Source organism: Micromonospora sp. ALFpr18c, from assembly GCF_008868155.1.
Lineage (GTDB): Bacteria > Actinomycetota > Actinomycetes > Mycobacteriales > Micromonosporaceae > Micromonospora.
In genome coordinates this window covers 1-2,896 of the sequence record NZ_WBKR01000343.1, presented here as the reverse complement: position 1 = coordinate 2,896, position 2,896 = coordinate 1, and the positions used below count along the sequence as shown (strand labels likewise).

Sequence of the window (2,896 nt, the reverse complement as noted above, 5' to 3'; positions counted from 1 at the left end):
GGCGGCCTGGTCCGGATCTCGGTACGCGACTTCGGCACCTGGCGCGACCGCCGGCCCGCGATGGACCGGGGGCGCGGCGCGCTGCTGATGAACGCCTTCGGCGACGTGCGGCTGGTCTCCACCGCCGAGGGGACGACGGTCACCATCGAACGCCGGCTGGACGACCCGGTCTGAGGCGACCGGCCGTCAGAGTCGGCGGCCGCTGCTGTCGCGGGCGATGATGCCGTCCAGCCGGTCGCCCGGGGTCAGCTCGGTCGGGTCGAACCAGAAGATCACCACCTGCTTGTCGACGCTCCAGAAGGTCAGTCGAGCATCGACCTGCCGGCCACCCACGGTGCCGATGATCCGCTTGGCGGGGCCGACGAAGTAGCCGAAGGTGGGCACCGGCACGGCGGACGACCGCTCGTCGTAGCCGATCTGGTGGAACCCCGGCCTCCGGTCGACCCCCTGGACGTCGTTGACCAGGATGTCCGTGGTCAGCGTGCCGTCCGGGGCGCGCCGACCGGCGGCCAGCCCGATGGACACCCCGGGCTCGCCGGGCACCGACACACCGACGACGTAGTACACCCGCTGGTCGGTGCCGTTGCGCACCCCGCTGTCGATCACCACGCCCATCGGCTTGAGCGCTGGCGTCGGGGGTGGCGTCGGCGGCGGCGTGGGTGTCGCCGACCTCTGCACCGGCGAGGCGGCAGCGGTCCCCGGCGGAGCGACGGCGACCGGCGGCGGACGGTCCACCCGCGGTGGATCGCTGGGCCAGGCGCCGACCGCCACCAGGACGAGGGTGGCGGCCAACCCGGTCGCCATTGTCGCCGCGCCCACTCCGGCGAGCCGGCGACGGGTACGCAACCGCCGTCCCGCACGCATGACGGCGACCAGGTCGAGGGTGGCGCCGCGACGCTCGGTCGCCCGCATGGCGTCGCGGAGCCGATCCAGCTCGCTCATCGGCGCGCCTCCTGGTTGTCGGCCGCCCGCGCCCCGGCGGCACGCAGCTTCTCCAGGGCGCGCGAGCTGGTGCTCTTGACCGTGCCCACGGACACGGCGAGTTCCCGGGCCACCTGCGCCTCCGGAAGGTCGAAGTAGTACCGCAGCACGACGATGGCCCGCTCGCGTGGGCTCAGCGCGCCGAGGATGGCGATCAACCAGCGCCGGGTGGCCACCTCGTCGGCCACGTCGCCGCGCCGCTGCTCCGGCACCTCGTCGGTCGGGTACTCCTGCATCGGCCGCCGCCAGCCGTCGACCAGGTGGTTGACCAGGGTGCGGCGGGCGTACCCGTAGGCGTCGTCGTCGTGGATCCGTGGCCACGACGCGTAGGTGCGGACCAGGGCCGTCTGCGCGGCGTCCTCGGCCTGGTGGTGGTCGCCGGTCAGCAGGTACGCGGCGTGCACCAGTCGCGCGGACGCGGCCCGCGCGAACTCGACGAACTCCGCGTCACCCCGCGCCACCGCGAACCCTCCCCCGTGCCACACCGTCAGAGACGAGCGAGGGTGGCAAAAGGTTGAGCCCTGGATCACAGCAACTTTTTCCTACCGTCACCCGTCTTCTCCTCCGCGCCGCCACCGAGCGACGCGCGAGGGGAGAGACATGTCGACGAAGGTTACCCGCCGTGGCCGCGCCGCCTCAGCGGCGTTACTGCTGGTGGTGGCGCTGCTCACCGGTTGCGGTCTGCCGGCCGGCGGAGGGCCGGCGACCGATCCCTCGGTGGCCGGCCCCACCACGAGCGGGCTGACGCACGGCGAGCAGCCCGCGGCGGGGCAGGGCGCGACCGGGCGACCGGCCGCCGCCGCGAGCGCCGGCACCGCGCCCACCCCGATCGTGATCAGCTATCCCGCCACCGGTGGCAACCGCTGGTCGGTGGCGGCGGCCGAGACGACGGCCGGCGGTGGCAGCGCCGGTCAGCTGCTGCGCTACCGGATCGCGGTCGAGCGGGACATCCGGGGGCTGCCGGTGGCCGACGTCGCGGCGGCGGTGTCCGCGACGCTGAACGACCCGCGCGGATGGACGGCCGGTGGGACGTGGCGGCTGCGCCGGGTGGGCGCCAACGCGGCGGCCGACTTCACCATCTACCTGGCGACCCCTGGCACCCGCGACACGCTCTGCCAGGGTGTGCCGGACGGCTACACGTCGTGCCGCAACGGCGACCGGGTGGTGCTCAACGTGGCCCGCTGGGTCAAGGCCGTGCCCGGGTACGGCGCGAACCTGGCCACCTATCGGCAGTACGTGGTCAACCACGAGGTGGGGCACCGCCTCGGGCTGGGCCACGAGCGGTGCCCGAGGCGCGGCCGACCGGCGCCGGTGATGCAGCAGCAGACGCTGGGCCTGCACGGCTGCACCGCCAACGCCTGGCCGTACCCGCTCGGCACGAGCCGCTACACGGGGCCGGTGGGGGCGTATCTCGACGAGGTCCCGCCGCGCGAGGCCGCTCGGCCCGCGCACTGACCCCTGCTCAGGACCGGCGCCCGCGCTCCTGGTCGAGCCGCTCGTCGAGGCGGCCCAGCTCGTAGATGGCGTTGAGGTTGGTCGGCAGTCGACTGACGTTGTCCGGCACCGGCACCGGCTCGGGAGCGGGCGCGGGCGCCGGTGCGGCGGCAGCCGGCGGGGCCGCCGGCGGTCGGCGCCGCACGAGCAGCAGCAGCGCCAGCACCGCGAGGACACCGGCGAGGACCAGGTAGTACGCGGGCGGCCAGTCGCCGCGAGCGGGGTCGGTGTACGTCGGCGCGGCCGGAGCGGGGGCCTCGCCGTTGCGCACCGGCACCGTGGCGTCGGGGGCACCCGGGCCACCTGCGGGGCGAGCGGGCACGCCGGGCGCCGCCGGTGGCTGGGCTGTTGATCTGGTGGGCGCGACGCTCGCGGGCGGCCCCGCCGGGCTCGACCGTCCGGGGGTCGCCGACGTGCTCGG

The 2,896-nt window shown here is 75.2% G+C and carries 3 protein-coding genes and 1 pseudogene; 1 reads left to right on the top strand and 3 read right to left on the bottom strand.

From position 1 onward, the window contains the following. Positions 1 to 186: 186 nt before the first annotated feature. Together F8271_RS30780 and F8271_RS30775 are read right to left on the bottom strand one after the other, a co-directional pair. Complete coding sequence (locus F8271_RS30780; protein WP_151493298.1) at positions 187 to 942, bottom strand: hypothetical protein; 756 nt, start codon at positions 940 to 942, stop codon at positions 187 to 189. Further along, on the bottom strand, positions 939 to 1,442 hold the full coding sequence (locus F8271_RS30775) for a SigE family RNA polymerase sigma factor (protein WP_151493297.1): 504 nt from the start codon (positions 1,440 to 1,442) through the stop codon (positions 939 to 941). The genes F8271_RS30780 and F8271_RS30775 overlap by 4 nt, the downstream gene beginning before the upstream one ends. A gap of 139 nt (positions 1,443 to 1,581) precedes the next feature. On the opposite strand from F8271_RS30775, the gene F8271_RS30770 reads away from it, so the two are divergent. Next, positions 1,582 to 2,436 carry a DUF3152 domain-containing protein gene (locus tag F8271_RS30770; protein WP_151493296.1) on the top strand — a complete coding sequence of 285 codons (855 nt, stop codon included), beginning with the start codon at positions 1,582 to 1,584 and terminating at the stop codon, positions 2,434 to 2,436. A gap of 7 nt (positions 2,437 to 2,443) precedes the next feature. On the opposite strand, the pseudogene F8271_RS30765 reads toward F8271_RS30770, so the two are convergent. Next, a pseudogene (locus F8271_RS30765) lies at positions 2,444 to 2,896 on the bottom strand (hypothetical protein); the annotation flags it as partial.